Origin of the sequence: Pseudomonas sp. FP603, assembly GCF_030687415.1 — a bacterium.
Lineage (GTDB): Bacteria > Pseudomonadota > Gammaproteobacteria > Pseudomonadales > Pseudomonadaceae > Aquipseudomonas > Aquipseudomonas wuhanensis.
Map to the genome: position 1 here is coordinate 5,945,201 of NZ_CP117431.1, position 14,747 is coordinate 5,959,947.

A 14,747-nucleotide genomic window follows, 5' to 3' on the forward strand; every position below is an offset into this window, starting at 1 on the left:
CCGCATTAAGGCCATCGCGGGCAAGCCACGCTCCCACAGGTTCAGGCGGTCACGGTTTGGTCCACCAGATGGCCATTCTCGATGCGCACATGCCGAGGATGGAAACGTTTCAGGCTACTGCGATGCCCGACGCTGACAATGCTCAAGCCCGGCAATTCATCGATCAACGCCTGATACAACGACGCCTCATCCTCTTCGTCCATCGCCGAAGTCGCTTCGTCCATGTACAGCCATTGCGGCGCATAAAGCAGCGCACGGGCGAAGGCCAAACGTTGCTGCTCACCGGGCGAAAGCATGCGCTGCCAGTGATTGGCTTCATCCAGACGCGAAACCAGGTGCGGCAAGCGGCAGGTTTCCAGCACGTGGGCATAACGCTCGCGCGGGTAGGTGTCGCCGGGTTGTGGATAACTCAGCGCCTCGCGCAAGGTGCCAATCGGCAAATAGGGTTTTTGCGGCAGGAACAGATAACGCCCTGTTGGCAGGCGGATGCTGCCGTGGCCGGCCGGCCAAAGGTGCCCCATCGCCCGCAGCAACGTCGATTTGCCGCTGCCGGAACGACCGCTGAGCATGACGCGCTCGCCCTCCTCCACCGTCATGTCGGCGTTAGTCAGCAGATGACGACCGTCAGCGAGGTCGAGGCCAAGGTTATGCACCTTCAACGCATCACCTTGATTCTGGACGTCAATGGCTGGTGCACGCTCTTCATTGTCGGTCATGGCCTGACGGAAACTCAGCAGTCGATCACAGGTGGCGCGCCAGGAGGCAAGGCTCTGGTACGCACTGATAAACCAGCTGAAACTTTCCTGCACGTTGCCGAACGCCGAGCTGATTTGCATCAGCTCGCCAAGTTCGATCTTGCCGGACAAGTAACGCGGCGAAGCGACTATGAACGGAAAGATGATGGCAGCCTGACTGTAACCGGCGGTGAAGAAAGTCAGTCGTTTGGACACCTTCATGATGTCCCAGAAGTTATGCCAGACCATCCCGAAGCGACTGTTCAAGCGACGATTTTCATTGGGCTCGCCGTTGTACAGCGCAATGCTCTCGGCATTTTCGCGAATCCGCACCATAGAGAAACGCAGGTCGGCTTCGAAACGTTGTTGCTGGTTATTCAGGCCGATCAAACGGCGGCCGATCAGATGCGTCAGCCAGCTACCGATCACGGCATAGACCAGCACACACCAGAACATGTAGCCGGGAATGGTAAAACCCCATACTTCGATACTGCCCGACACGCCCCACAAAATGATCGAGAACGACACCAGGCGCTGACAATGTTGCGAAGCAAACCAATGCCCAGCTCCAGGGTGTTCGAGGTGAAGTTGTTGAGGTCTTCGGAAATCCGCTGGTCCGGGTTATCGGTGTAACCGCCCTGTTCCAGCTGGTAGTAATTCTTGTTGCCGAGCCAGCGGGCGAAATGCTTTTCCGTGAGCCATGCCCGCCAACGGATGGTCAGCATCTGGGTCAGGTAGAGCCGGTAGACGGCACCGACAATCGCCACCGCCGCAATCCCGCAGAAATACAGAATCAGCCGCCAGAACGCGGCCTCATCCTTTTGCTGCAGCGCATTGTAAAAATCCTTGTACCAGGTGTTGAACCACACCGAGATGCCCACGCTGATCAGTGACAACGCAATCACCGCGATCAGCAGCGTCCAGGCCTTGCCCTTCTCTTCACTGCGCCAGTAAGGCGTGATCATCGCCCAGACTTTGCGAAAAAACTGCCCGCGCACAGCATCGTTGACCGCGGAATACTCAGCGTTCTGATTCATGGATAAGGCTCGATAAAGAAAAGAACACACACGAGCCGATCATAAATGATCGGTTCGTGTTATCGCGAGGGCTGGCGATAATCGTTCAGCGTCCGTTCAGCGACGGACCGGGCGCTTCTGCAGTTTGCGCTGCAGCGTGCGGCGGTGCATGCCCAGGGCGCGGGCGGTGGCGGAGATGTTGCCTTCGTGCTCGGTCAATACGCGCTGGATGTGCTCCCACTGGAGACGGTCCACCGACATCGGGTTCTCCGGCACCAGGGTGTCGAGGTCGGCGTGCTCGGAGAGCAACGCGGCCAGCACGTCATCGGCGTCCGCCGGTTTGCACAGGTAATTGCAGGCGCCGCGCTTGATCGCCTCGACGGCGGTGGCAATGCTCGAGTAACCGGTGAGGATCACCACGCGCATGTCCGGATCGAGTTCGAGCAGCTTGGGCAGCAACACCAGGCCTGAGTCGCCGTCCATCTTCAGGTCCAGCGCGGCGTAATCCGGGATGTCCGCCTGGGCGATGATCAGGCCTTCTTCGGCGGAACCTGCGGTACTCACGCGAAAACCACGGCGGGCCATGGCGCGGGCCATTACGCGGGTGAAGGTTGCGTCGTCGTCTACCAGCAGCAAATGCGGCAGTTCTTCGCCTTCGACTTGGATCTCGTCACTCATGTTCGTCTCCTCGGGCGACACGGGGCAAGCGCAGCTCGGTGAGCGTGCCGCCTTCCTCATGACTGTAGAGTTTCACTGAGCCGCCGGCGCGTGTCACGCTGGCCTTGCTCAAAAACAGGCCCAGGCCGAAACCTTTGCCCTTGGTGGTAAAAAACGGTTTGCCAATCTGCTCGGCAATGGCCAGTGGCACACCGGCGCCATGGTCGCGAATGCTGATGGTCAGGTCCTCGGCATTCCAGTCCAGCGTCACTTGCAAGCCTTCGGGGCAGGCATCGGCGGCGTTGTTCAGCAAATTCAGCAGGGCCTGGGTCAGGTCCGGCGGCGGCGCCATGCGCGGCACGGTCCCCTGGCCCAGGCGCTGGAAGCGGTAGCTGGCTTCAGGGCGCATCAGGTGCCAGCGGTTGAGCGCTTCGTCGAGCCAGTCGGTGACATCCTGCATTTCCACCGCCATGCGACGGTTGGCTTCCGCCGCCCGAACCAACTGCTGCAAGGTCTCCTTGCAGAGTTTGACCTGATCCTGCAATACGCTCAAATCGTCCTGCAACAGCGGGTCGGGATGGTCCTGACGCATTTCCTTGAGCAACACGCTCATGGTTGCCAGCGGCGTGCCCAGTTCATGGGCGGCACCGGCAGCCTGAGTCGCGACGGCCAGCAATTGCTGGTCGCGCAGGCCCTCTTCGCGACGGATTGCGCGCAGCTCTTCCTGACGGCGCAGCTCTTCAGCCATGCGGGCGGCGAAGAACGTGATGACCGCTGCCGCCAGGGCAAAGCTCAGCCACATGCCGTAGATCTGCAGGTTCTCCCGGGCGATCGGGAACGTTTCCAGCGGGTAGAACCGCGCCAGCAGCAACGTATAAAGCGCCAAGGCAATACCCGACAGAATTACCGAATAGCGCCACGGCAAGGTAACGGCAGCGATAGTCAGCGGCACCAGATAATAAGAGACGAACGGATTGGTCGAGCCGCCGGAAAAGTACAGCAAGGCGCTGTGGATAAACAGGTCGCAGGCCAGTTGCAGGGCATATTCGAGCTCAGTCACCGGCCACGAGGTGCGTAGACGCACCGCCGTGAACGCGCACAGCAGCGTCGAACAACCCAGGGTCATTGCCAGTTGCACCCACGGCAACGGCAGCAGGTCGAACCAGTAGGCCAGGCCTACGGAACCGGCCTGCGCGGCCAGCACCAGCGTGCGGATGAAAGTCAGCCGCCAGAGGTTCTGGCGAGTGGCGGAAGTGATTTGAACGGGGGCGAGCATGAGCTCTCCTGATGAGCGCTCCAGGCGGATCGCACGGAGTATAACCAAGCCACGGGCCTGAGAGGCGAAAGTGCGGCAAACGACCACATGGCGGAAAGGATTGTGGCGTCTATAAGGCCGCCATCGCGGGCAAGCCACGCTCCCACATTGGAATGCGTCCCCTGTGGGAGCGTGGCTTGCCCGCGATTGACCGCGCAGCGGTCACCTGTGGTCGATCTGTATAGAAGTTGTAACTGTGCGAACCGGATCATTGAAGCTAGAGTCTGATGGTTTCACGCAGGTTCGGACCTTAACCCCTGCGCACCGTCCAAGGAGCTTTTCATGCACACATTGCGCCGCAGCGCCGCCCTTCTTGCCTTAAGCGTTGGCACCGTCGCCAGCCTCCCGGCCCTGGCCGTCGACGAGCTGCATTACAACCAGATCTCCCTGCGCGCCGAAGTCAGCCAGGAAGTGGCCCGCGACCTGATGATCGTGACCCTCTACACCGAAGAGCAAAACACCGACCCGGCCAAACTCGCCGCCGACGTCAGCACCACCATGAACAAAGCACTGGCCCAGGCTAAAGAAGTCAAAGACATCACCCTGCGCCAGGGCAGCCGCAACAGCTACCCGATCTACGACACCAAAGGCCAGAAAATCACCGGCTGGCGTGAGCGCGCCGAACTGCGCCTGGAAAGCTCGGACTTCGCCGCCCTCTCCAAACTCACCGGCGAACTGCTCACCGACCTGAAAATGGGCGGCATGGACTTCGCCATCGCCACCCCAACCCGTAAAGCCAGTGAGGACGCCCTGCTCAAAGAAGCCGTGACCGCCTTCAAGTCCCGCGCCCAACTGGCCACCGACGCCCTGGGCGGCAAGAGCTACAAAATCGTCAACCTGAACCTCAACAGCAACGGTTATCCACAACCGTACATGCGTGGGCCGATGATGATGAAATCCGCGGCCATGGATTCAGCGCCGGTGACCCCGGAAGTTGAAGCGGGCACCAGCCAGGTCAGCATGACGGCGGATGGGGCGATTGAAGTGTTGATGCCTTGATTCGATAAGCCTGTATAAAGAACGGCGATCACCGAAGTGATCGCCGTTTTTTTTGCGCCAGAAGAATCTGGTTGTGACTGTCGGCTTACTGGTGAAAGCACGGACGTCATCGCAGTGATTCAGAATTAAGTCTGCGGATCGACGTTATCCAACGCCCGATTCACCGCCAATTCCGCCAGCATGATGATCTGTTGAATCGCCAACACGGTGTTGTGCTGCGGGCCGATCAGGTTCGTGGCGAAATCACTGGCCAGGACACTGGCCGAGGCCAATGACTCGCAGGCTTGTGCCAGGAGACTTTCGGTGTCCATGTCAGGGGCAACCAAGTACATCGTGCTGGGGCGACGAGGTCGTGCGGCGTAAGGCTTGGGAGGATTGAGGTAGTAGTCAAGCGCGCGCTTTGTGGCTTCGCGGTCTTTGAGTAGCTCTTCGGCGCGCAAGACTTCGGCGATTGGGTTGGTTTTTTTAAAGTTCGAATCAGAATTATCATCGTCCATTTGCAGCTCCTAATCACAATTGGAGCCAGCACTTGCCATTATGGTCGTGAGGGCTTTCGCCCTACTGATTTCAGGTTTCCACTCCTGGTCGCTGGTTTTGCAGCGACAGCCAAAGACTAGAGAGCCCGCTTCCGACGGACAACCTGAAAAATGCGTGGGAAAGGTCTGAGTTCTGATACATCCGTTAAACATTCAAAAGCGGAACGCGGAGCGTCCCTGGCGGCATTCCCACGCGGGAGCGTGGGAACGATCATTGAGCATCAGCTCTGGATAGATTTATGGGAAGCTCTGATAGCATCAATCGCCTCTTGAGTGAGCGTCATGACAGTCGTTGTGCTTACTTCAATCCGACTGATGATGTCTGCTCTCGGACCTTGCTTCCAATCAGTACTTGAGTAAAAAAGATCTTGAGAGGCTTGGCGATGATTCTCGCTCTCGTAGGAGCGAATTAAGTGATAACTGTCATCGTCATGCAAAGAGCCGCCATAAGAAACAACATCCATACCCGCCTTTAAGTGAAGCGGAACGCTTACTTCCCGCATTATTCGATGGAAATCCAATCCTGATCCCGGTTTCAAGGTGTACATCAGGATTTCAACAATTCGAGTCATTCCAAATCTTCCATGTGGGATTTCAGTTCCTGCCTAAGGATATGTGCTGGCTGATCTGCCGCCTTCGCGGGCAAGCCTCGCCCCCGATCAACTATGCCCAGATAGAGGGGTCCCCCTCAAAAAACGATATTTCCGCCCGCCCCGCCAACAACGCTACCCTCAGGAAAACACCGCCGCCACGCCCTCGGGGACTCCATGGAAAGAACCACCGTCAAACCACTCCTGCTCGCTCTCGCCCTCGCCACAACCGCATCACTGGCACAAACCGCCCAAGCCGCCACCACCCTGGTCTACTGCTCCGAAGCCAGCCCCGCCGGCTTCGACCCCAGCCAATACACCAGCGGCACCGACTTCGACGCCTCCGCCGAAACCGTCTTCAACCGCCTCACCCAATTCAAACGCGGCGGCACCGAAGCCGAACCCGGTCTGGCTACTGGCTGGGAAGTGTCCAAGGACGGTCTCAGCTACACCTTCCACCTGCGCGACGGCGTGAAATTCCACACCACCGACTACTTCACCCCGACCCGCGACTTCAACGCCGACGACGTCTTGCTCACCTTCCAGCGCCTGCTCGATCCGCAGAATGCCTTCCGTAAAGCCTACCCCGCCGAGTCGCCGTACTTCACCGATATGGGCCTGAACACCACGATCAAAAGCATCGACAAACTCGACGACCACACCGTGCGCTTCAGCCTGAACAACGTCGACGCCGCGTTCGTGCAAAACCTCGCCATGAGCTTCGCCTCGGTGCAGTCCGCCGAATACGCCGCACAACTGTTAAAGGAAGGCAAAGCCGCCGACCTCAACCAGAAACCGGTCGGCACCGGCCCCTTCGTGTTCAAGCGCTATCAAAAGGACTCGCAGATCCGCTACGCCGCCAACAAGGCTTACTGGAAACCCGAGGACGTGAAACTCGACAGCCTGATTTTCTCGATCACCCCCGACGCCGCCGTGCGCTTGCAGAAGCTCAAGGCCGGCGAGTGTCAGGTCAGCGGCTACCCGCGCCCGGCAGACATCGAAGTGATGGAGAAAGACCCGAATCTGCGAGTCCTCAAGCAAGCCGGTTTCAACCTCGGCTTCCTCGCCTACAACGTGACCCATCCGCCGCTGGACCAGCTCAAGGTCCGTCAGGCCCTGGACATGGCCATCGATAAACCGGCGATCATCAAAGCGGTCTACCAGAGTGCCGGGCAACTGGCGCAGAACGCCCTCCCCCCGGCGCAATGGTCCTACGACCCGAGTATCAAAGACGCCCCGCACGACCCGACCAAAGCTCGCGCGCTACTGAAAGAAGCAGGGGTTGCGCCCGGTACCACCATCGATTTGTGGGCCATGACCGTGCAACGTGCCTCCAACCCCAACGCGCGGATGTCGGCACAGATGATCCAGCAGGATTGGGAGAAAGTCGGCATCAAGGCCAACATCGTCAGCTATGAATGGGGCGAATACATCAAGCGCGCCAAGAATGGTGAGCACGACGCGATGATCTACGGCTGGACCGGCGACAACGGTGACCCGGACAACTGGCTCGGTGTGCTGTACAGCTGCGCTGCGGTGAAAGGCAGCAACTACGCCAAATGGTGCGACCCCGCCTACGACAAGCTGGTGCAACAAGCCAAGGTGTCCACGGACAAACAGCAGCGGGTCAACTTGTACCAACACGCACAGCAAATCCTTAAGCAACAAGTGCCGATTACACCGATTGCGAACTCGACGGTGTTCCAGCCCCTGCGCAAGGAAGTCAGCGACTTCAAGATCAGCCCGTTCGGCCTTACTCCCTTCTATGGAGTGGGTATAAATAAGTAACACCAGGCTCCAACCGGGTGCACCAAACGCCCCGGTTGCGCCTTGTCGGTGCGTGATTTGCACCGTAAAAAACCTGCGCAAACGGTCAAATGCGCCAGCATTTATACAAATGCGACATTAAGGTACGTTCGTACCACTGTTTAAGGCTTGGAGCCATTCAGGATCTTGCATTGGGTATGGCCCCTGCATAAGTATCCGCAGGTCGACTCACGAGGTCGTCCTCTAATTCCAAAAATGACAACAAATCATGAGGCCACCATGCTTAAACACGCGGTCATTCCGTTTTTAGTCGGCGCAAGCCTGTTAGCCAGCGCACCTTTCGCCCACGCGGCGACTAACCTGGTGTTCTGCTCCGAAGGGAGCCCGGCCGGTTTCGATCCTGGTCAGTACACCACCGGAACCGACTTCGACGCCTCTGCAGAAACCATGTTCAACCGCCTGACCCAGTTCGAGCGCGGCGGCACCGCCGTTGTTCCTGGCCTGGCGACCAAGTGGGACATTTCCGATGACGGCCTGACTTACACCTTCCATCTGCGTGAAGGCGTCAAGTTCCACACCACCCCGTACTTCAAGCCGACTCGTGAGTTCAACGCCGACGACGTGCTGTTCACCTTTAATCGCATGATTAACAAGGATGACCCGTTCCGTAAGGCGTACCCGACTGAATTCCCGTACTTCACCGACATGGGGATGGACACCAACATCACCAAGATCGATAAAGTCGACGACCACACCGTCAAGTTCACCCTCAAAGAAGTTGATGCCGCGTTCATTCAGAACATGGCCATGAGTTTCGCCTCGGTCCAGTCCGCCGAGTACGCTGCCCATCTGCTCAAGGAAGGCAAAGCCGCCGACATCAACCAGAAGCCGGTCGGTACTGGCCCGTTTGTATTCAAGAGCTACCAGAAAGACTCCAACATCCGCTACACCGGGAACAAGGACTACTGGAAGCCTGACGACGTGAAGATCGACAACCTGATCTTCGCCATCACCACCGACCCATCGGTGCGTATTCAGAAGTTGAAGAAGAACGAGTGTCAGATCACCCTGTTCCCTCGTCCCGCCGATCTGAAGGCGCTGAAGGAAGACAAAACCCTGAAGGTGCCTGACCAGGCCGGTTTCAACCTGGGTTACATCGCCTACAACGTGATGGACAAGATCAAGGGCAGCGATCAGCCGAACCCAATGGCTCAGTTGAAAGTGCGTCAGGCACTGGACATGGCCGTCAACAAACAGCAGATCATCGACTCGGTTTACCAGGGCGCCGGACAACTGGCAGTCAACGCCATGCCACCGACCCAATGGTCTTATGACACCACCATCAAGGATGCTCCGTACAACCCTGAGAAAGCCAAAGAGCTGCTCAAGGAAGCCGGCATCAAGGAAGGCACCGAGATCAACCTGTGGGCGATGCCGGTGCAACGTCCCTATAACCCGAACGCCAAGCTGATGGCCGAAATGCTGCAGTCCGACTGGGCCAAGATCGGGATCAAAGCCAAGATCGTGACCTATGAGTGGGGCGAGTACATCAAGCGCTCCAAAGGCGGCGAAAACGGCGCGATGCTGATTGGCTGGAGCGGCGACAACGGTGACCCGGACAACTGGCTCAACGTACTGTTCGGCTGCGACTCGTTGCAGGGCAACAACTTCTCCAAATGGTGCGACAAGAAATTCGACGGCATCGTCAAGGAAGCCAAGCGCACTACCGATCAGGCCAAGCGCACCGAACTGTACAAACAGGCGCAACACGTCCTCAAAGATGCTGTTCCAATGACACCTATCGCTCACTCGACGGTGTTCCAACCCATGCGCAACAACGTGCAGGACTTCAAGATCAGCCCGTTTGGCTTGAACTCCTTCTACGGCGTCAGCGTCAGCAAATAAGGTTTTGCAACGGCGACGTTATTCACGTCGCCGTTGCTTTATCTGCCGAGAAAGTAGGAATTCACTGACAGCCAAATCCACTGCGTACCACAGCAGAGATTTAGGACGCGTCGCCTTTTCCTACGAGTCTTTCAGACTCTACACATTTACTGCCAGACCCACGGCTCATACCGTCGGGATCTGACCAGTTCATGCGTGGGTTCTCGGTTTGCTGCATGCAATGGTTTGAGATCAATGAAGCCCCACGTCCCCGGACGGGATAACGGCTCATTGCACAACACTAAAAAGAGGGAGCGTCATGCGCCATACCTTGGTTTTATCCGCATTGCTGGGCACCGGCCTGCTGGCCGTCACTTCCATTAGCCAGGCCGCCAATAACAGCCTGGTGTTCTGCTCCGAAGGCAGCCCGGCGGGCTTCGACACCGCGCAATACACCACGGCGACCGATAACGACGCCGCCGAGCCGCTGTACAACCGATTGGCAGAGTTTGAAAAAGGCGCCACCAACGTTGTACCGGGCTTGGCAACGAGCTGGGATATTTCCGAGGACGGCCTCAAGTACACCTTTCACCTGCGCGAAGGGGTGAAATTTCACACCACCAAGTACTTCACACCGACCCGCGATTTCAACGCCGATGACGTGCTGTTCACGTTCAATCGCATGCTTGATCCGCAGCAACCCTTCCGAAAGGCTTACCCAACCGAGTTCCCGTATTTCAACGGGATGAGCCTGAACAAGAACATCGCCAAGGTCGAGAAGACCGGGCCGCTCACCGTGGTGATGACGCTCAACAGCGTCGACGCCGCATTCATCCAGAACATCGCCATGAGCTTCGCCGCGATCCTTTCCGCCGAATACGCCGACCAGTTGCTGGCCTCCGGCAAGCCGAGCGACATCAACCAGAAGCCGATCGGCACTGGCCCGTTCGTGTTCAAGAGCTACCAGAAAGATTCCAACATCCGTTACAGCGGCAACAAGCAGTACTGGGACCCGAGCCGGGTCAAGCTCGACAACCTGATTTTCGCCATCAACACCGACGCCTCGGTGCGCGTGCAGAAACTCAAGGCCAACGAATGCCAGATCACCCTGCACCCGCGCCCGGCCGACGTAACCGCGCTGAAAAACGATCCGAAACTGCAACTGATCGAGAAGCCCGGCTTCAACCTTGGTTACATCGCCTATAACGTGCGGCACAAACCGTTCGATCAGCTCGAAGTGCGCCAGGCGCTGGACATGGCGGTGAACAAGCAAGGCATTCTCAACGCCGTCTATCAAGGCGCTGGCCAACTGGCGGTCAACGCCATGCCACCGACCCAATGGTCCTACGACGAAACAGTTAAAGACGCCGCCTACAACCCGGAAAAAGCCAAGGAGCTGCTCAAGGCTGCCGGCGTCAAGGAAGGCACCGAAATCACCCTCTGGGCCATGCCGGTTCAGCGTCCGTACAACCCCAACGCCAAGTTGATGGCCGAAATGCTCCAGGCGGATTGGGCGAAGATCGGCCTCAAGGTCAAGATCGTCAGCTACGAATGGGGCGAGTACATCAAGCGCACCAAGAACGGCGAGCACGATATCAGCCTGATCGGCTGGACCGGTGACAATGGCGATCCGGACAACTGGCTCGGCACGCTTTACAGCTGCGATGCCATTGGCGGCAACAACTACTCCATGTGGTGTGATCCGGCTTACGACAAGCTGATCAAGCAAGCCAAGGTCGTCACAGACCGTGACCAGCGCACCGTGCTCTACAAACAGGCGCAGCAGTACCTCAAGCAGCAGGTGCCGATCACGCCGGTCGCCCACTCGACGGTCAATCAGCCGTTGAGCGCCAAAGTCGAAGGATTCAAGGTGAGTCCTTTCGGTCGTAATGTGTTCTCGGGCGTCAGCCTGGACCAATAACCGTGTAATCAGAAACGCTGGGGGCGAATTTCGCCCTCGCGCAAGCGTGTTGCCGTAATTCGTCAATCCGGCCTACAGCAAACGTTTGCGAAGTCTGTATGAGTTCAAAACCAAATAACCGGATCACCAAAAAAGACCGGGATTAAAAAAGTAAATAAGGAGCTTCACCCATGAAACTGAGCAGCACCGCGTTATTGGCCTTGGCCATCAGCAGCATCACCGCCACGGCATACGCAGAACCTGCAAGTCAGGAGTTTGTCCCTACCACATTGGCCGGCAGTAGCGCCCAAAGCGAGGCCAAAGGCTTTATCGATGGACAAAGCCTGGGCGGCACAACGCGTAACTGGTATGCCAACGAACTGAAACGTCGTGACGACACCTTCAGCTACAAGAAAAACAGCGTGAAGAACGATCCGACCGCCCCTAGGACCCCGACACCACGTCGTATCAACTGGGTTCAGGGCACCATCGTCAATTACACCTCGGGCTTCACCCAGGGCACCGTTGGCGTCAGCACCGAAGTCGCCCTCTACAACGCCATCGTTCTGGACCGTGATCGCAAGGATATTGCAGGCGGCTCCAACCGCACCCTGGCAGACTCCAACGGCGATGCCGTCGACCAGTGGAGCAAACTGGGTCTGGCCAACGCCAAGTTCCGTGTATCGAACACCACCTTGACCGCCGGTCGTCAGAACTTCAGCACGCCGATCGTCGACGTCATCGGCAACCGTGCACTGCCTTCGAGCTTTGAAGGTATCAGCCTGCACAGCGAAGAATTCAACAACATGTCGTTCGACCTGGCCGGTTTCGACCGCGTTTCGCCACGTACCGAACAGAGTCTGTCGAAGTTCCGCAGCGAGTACTCCGCCACCGGCGTTGAAACCGACAAGGTCTACACCGCAGGCGTGAACTACCAGCCGTTCAAAAGCCTGAAAACCAGCCTGTACGGCGCCAACGTCGAAGACTTCTGGAACCAGTACTACTTCGGCGCCACCCACGAGCTGGGTGACAGCCAGGTGCTGAGTCTGACCACCGGCCTGAACTACTACAAAACCGTCGACGAAGGCAAAAAGTTGATGGGTGAGATCGACAACGACACCTACTCGCTGTCGCTGGGCCTGGCTCACCAGGCTCACAGTCTGACCTTCTCGTACCAGGAAGTGAACGGCGACACCTATTTCGACTACCTGCACGAAACCAACGGCATCTACCTGGCCAACTCCTTGCTGTCGGACTTCAACGGCCCGAACGAGAAATCCTTCCAGATTGCCTACGGTCTGAACATGGCCGAATACGGCGTTCCAGGCCTGAAATTCAACATCTACCAGGCACGCGGCTGGGGCATTGACGGTACTCACTACCGCGGCACGGCTTACACCGATCCGGGCGCCAAGCGCGGCGACCTGAGCCTGATGGACGGCGAAACCCACTACGAATACGGCATCGGTGCGTCCTACGCCGTGCAGAGCGGCCCACTCAAGGCCACCGCCATCCGCGCGACGTACACCACTCACCGCGCCAGCGAAAACCAGGCTGACGGCAACATCAACGAGTTCCGTCTTGTGACCACCATCCCGTTCAACATTTTGTAAAACGCATGCCTGCGGCTGACTCATGATGAGTCGGCCGCCTGGCTTTTCTGTTCACCGATTGCAGAGGGCTCTAGATGAAAATGCTTCCCCTACGAGCGGCCATCGCCGCCGCGTTGCTGAGTGCCGCTGTTGGCGTCTCGGCCAAACCCTTGGTGGTCTGTACCGAAGCCAGCCCGGAAGGCTTCGATATGGTCCAGTACACGACTGCAGTCACCGGCGATGCGGTGTCCGAAACCATTTTCAATCGTCTGGTGGGCTTCAAGCCAGGCACCACTGAAGTGATCCCGGCATTGGCCGAGTCGTGGGAGATCAGCGACGACGGTCTGACCTACACGTTCCACCTGCGCCAAGGCGTCAAGTTTCACACCACCGACTATTTCAAGCCGACCCGCGACATGAACGCCGACGACGTGGTCTGGAGCTTCCAGCGTCAGCTGGACCCGAAACACCCATGGCACAAACTGTCGAGCGTGGGCTTCCCGTACTTTGAAAGCATGGGCTTCAAAGAGCTGCTCAAAAGCGTCGAGAAGGTCGACGACAATACGGTCAAATTCACCCTGACCCGCCGTGAAGCGCCGTTCCTGGCCGACATCGCCATGGCCTTCTCCTCGATCTACTCTGCCGAGTACGCCGATCAGTTGCTCAAGGCCAACAAGGCCGGCGATCTGAACAACAAACCAATCGGCACCGGCCCGTTCGTTTTCCAGCGTTACGCCAAGGACGCTCAGGTCCGTTTCAAGGCCAACCCGGACTACTTCGGTGGCAAGCCCCCGGCTGATCCGCTCATATTCGCGATCACCATCGACAACAACGTGCGCCTGCAAAAACTGAAGGCCGACGAATGCCAGATCGCGCTGTATCCCAAACCCGATGATGTCCCTAGCATCAAGGCCGACCAGAACCTGAAGGTCGACGAACTGGCCGCAATGACCACCAGCTACACCGCGATGAATACCAGCCGCAAGTACATGAGCGATGTACGCGTACGCAAGGCGATAAACATTGCATTCGACAAGCAGACTTACGTCACTAGTTTGTACGGCAAGGGCAACGCCGTCATTGGTACCGTTCCCTATCCTCCGACCCTGCTAGGCTTCAACGACAAACTGAAAAACCCACCGCGAGACCTTGGTAAGGCCCGTGAACTTCTCAAGGAAGCGGGTGTACCGGAAGGTACCGTGCTGACGCTGTTTACCCGCAACGGCGGCGGCCCCACCAACCCTAATCCACTGCTGGGCGCGCAAATGATGCAGTCGGATCTGGCGCAGATCGGGATCAAGCTCGACATCCGTGTCATGGAATGGGGAGAAATGCTCAAACGCGCCAAGAATGGCGAACACGACCTGGTATCGGCAGGCTGGGCCGGCGATAACGGCGACCCGGACAACTTTCTTACGCCGAACCTGAGTTGCGACGCAGCGAAAAACGGCGAAAACTACGCCCGGTGGTGCAACAAGGAATTCCAGGACTTGATCGACAAGGCTCGCGGCGGCACTGAACCGGCTGCCAGGGCGGCGCTCTACGAACAAGCGCAGGAAGTTTTCGACAAGGACCAGCCATGGATTCCCATGGCCTATCCGAAAATGTTCACGGCAATGCGCAAAAACGTCGAGGGTTACCACCAGAGTCCTCTGACAACCAATAACTTCGCCACCACCCAGGTGAAGTAGATAAGAAACGCCCGGCATCGCTGACCCCAGCGCTGCCGGGCACGCCTAACCGGCTGATGAGGTACC

At 57.9% G+C, this 14,747-nt stretch carries 10 protein-coding genes and 1 pseudogene; 6 read left to right on the top strand and 5 right to left on the bottom strand.

Annotated elements, in window-relative coordinates:
• Positions 1-41: 41 nt before the first annotated feature.
• The 3 genes and pseudogenes from PSH65_RS27570 to PSH65_RS27580 form a co-directional block, all read right to left on the bottom strand.
• A pseudogene (locus tag PSH65_RS27570) lies at positions 42-1,771 on the bottom strand (ABC transporter ATP-binding protein/permease).
• 96 nt (positions 1,772-1,867) lie between these two features.
• Positions 1,868-2,428, bottom strand: a complete 561-nt coding sequence (locus tag PSH65_RS27575) for a response regulator transcription factor (protein ID WP_305423561.1) — start codon at positions 2,426-2,428, stop codon at positions 1,868-1,870.
• Positions 2,421-3,683, bottom strand: coding sequence for an ATP-binding protein (locus PSH65_RS27580; protein WP_305423562.1), 1,263 nt, complete (start codon positions 3,681-3,683; stop codon positions 2,421-2,423). Before PSH65_RS27580 ends, PSH65_RS27575 begins: the two co-directional genes overlap by 8 nt.
• Before the next feature lie 321 nt (positions 3,684-4,004).
• Here PSH65_RS27580 and PSH65_RS27585 point away from each other — a divergent pair, with 321 nt between their 5' ends.
• Positions 4,005-4,721, top strand: a complete 717-nt coding sequence (locus tag PSH65_RS27585) for an SIMPL domain-containing protein (RefSeq protein WP_305423564.1) — start codon at positions 4,005-4,007, stop codon at positions 4,719-4,721.
• Between the two features lie 125 nt (positions 4,722-4,846).
• Here the strand turns inward: PSH65_RS27585 and PSH65_RS27590 are convergent, their stop codons facing one another.
• Together PSH65_RS27590 and PSH65_RS27595 are read right to left on the bottom strand one after the other, a co-directional pair.
• The gene (locus tag PSH65_RS27590; RefSeq protein WP_305423565.1) at positions 4,847-5,218 is read right to left on the bottom strand and encodes a DUF6124 family protein; all 372 of its coding nucleotides are present in this window, start codon (positions 5,216-5,218) and stop codon (positions 4,847-4,849) included.
• Between the two features lie 260 nt (positions 5,219-5,478).
• Positions 5,479-5,829, bottom strand: coding sequence for an NIPSNAP family protein (locus PSH65_RS27595; protein WP_105340048.1), 351 nt, complete (start codon positions 5,827-5,829; stop codon positions 5,479-5,481).
• Positions 5,830-6,024: 195 nt separating this feature from the next.
• Between PSH65_RS27595 and PSH65_RS27600 the strand changes: the two genes are divergently transcribed.
• The 5 genes from PSH65_RS27600 (at position 6,025) to PSH65_RS27620 (ending at position 14,681) form a co-directional block, all read left to right on the top strand.
• The gene (locus PSH65_RS27600) at positions 6,025-7,635 is read left to right on the top strand and encodes an ABC transporter substrate-binding protein (protein ID WP_305423566.1); all 1,611 of its coding nucleotides are present in this window, start codon (positions 6,025-6,027) and stop codon (positions 7,633-7,635) included.
• A 258-nt stretch (positions 7,636-7,893) separates the two neighbouring features.
• On the top strand, positions 7,894-9,519 hold the full coding sequence (locus PSH65_RS27605; RefSeq protein WP_305423567.1) for an ABC transporter substrate-binding protein: 1,626 nt from the start codon (positions 7,894-7,896) through the stop codon (positions 9,517-9,519).
• A 298-nt stretch (positions 9,520-9,817) separates the two neighbouring features.
• A complete protein-coding gene (locus PSH65_RS27610; protein ID WP_305423569.1) occupies positions 9,818-11,419 on the top strand; it encodes an ABC transporter substrate-binding protein in 1,602 nt (533 codons plus the stop codon).
• A 170-nt stretch (positions 11,420-11,589) separates the two neighbouring features.
• Complete coding sequence (locus tag PSH65_RS27615; RefSeq protein ID WP_305423570.1) at positions 11,590-13,011, top strand: OprD family porin; 1,422 nt, start codon at positions 11,590-11,592, stop codon at positions 13,009-13,011.
• A 74-nt stretch (positions 13,012-13,085) separates the two neighbouring features.
• Complete coding sequence (locus PSH65_RS27620; RefSeq protein ID WP_305423571.1) at positions 13,086-14,681, top strand: ABC transporter substrate-binding protein; 1,596 nt, start codon at positions 13,086-13,088, stop codon at positions 14,679-14,681.
• The last annotated feature ends 66 nt before the right edge of the window (positions 14,682-14,747 follow it).